The sequence below is a fragment of the Vogesella mureinivorans genome (assembly GCF_007644035.1).
Lineage (GTDB): Bacteria > Pseudomonadota > Gammaproteobacteria > Burkholderiales > Chromobacteriaceae > Vogesella > Vogesella mureinivorans.
On sequence record NZ_VMTV02001047.1, the window covers coordinates 1 to 288 of the forward strand.

The 288-nt window shown below is 63.2% G+C and carries 1 protein-coding gene; it reads right to left on the reverse strand.

The window, feature by feature from the left end; genetic code table 11:
* A partial coding sequence (locus tag FLQ44_RS22685; RefSeq protein WP_147696163.1) for a GTP-binding protein occupies positions 1–288 on the reverse strand: 288 nt, incomplete at both ends.

Here is a 288-nt window from a genome sequence, read left to right on the forward strand (position 1 = left end):
ATGACCTTGCCGAAGTTGGCGCCGGTACGGTCCATCTTGTTGACGAACGCCAAGCGCGGCACGTTGTATTTGTTGGCCTGGCGCCAGACCGTCTCGGACTGCGGCTGCACGCCACCGACCGCACACAGCACGAACACAGCGCCGTCGAGCACGCGCAGCGAACGCTCGACTTCGATGGTGAAGTCGACGTGGCCGGGGGTGTCGATGATGTTGAAGCGGTGCATGGTGCCATTGCGATCCTTCCAGAAGGTCGTGGTGGCAGCCGACGTGATGGTGATGCCGCGCTCC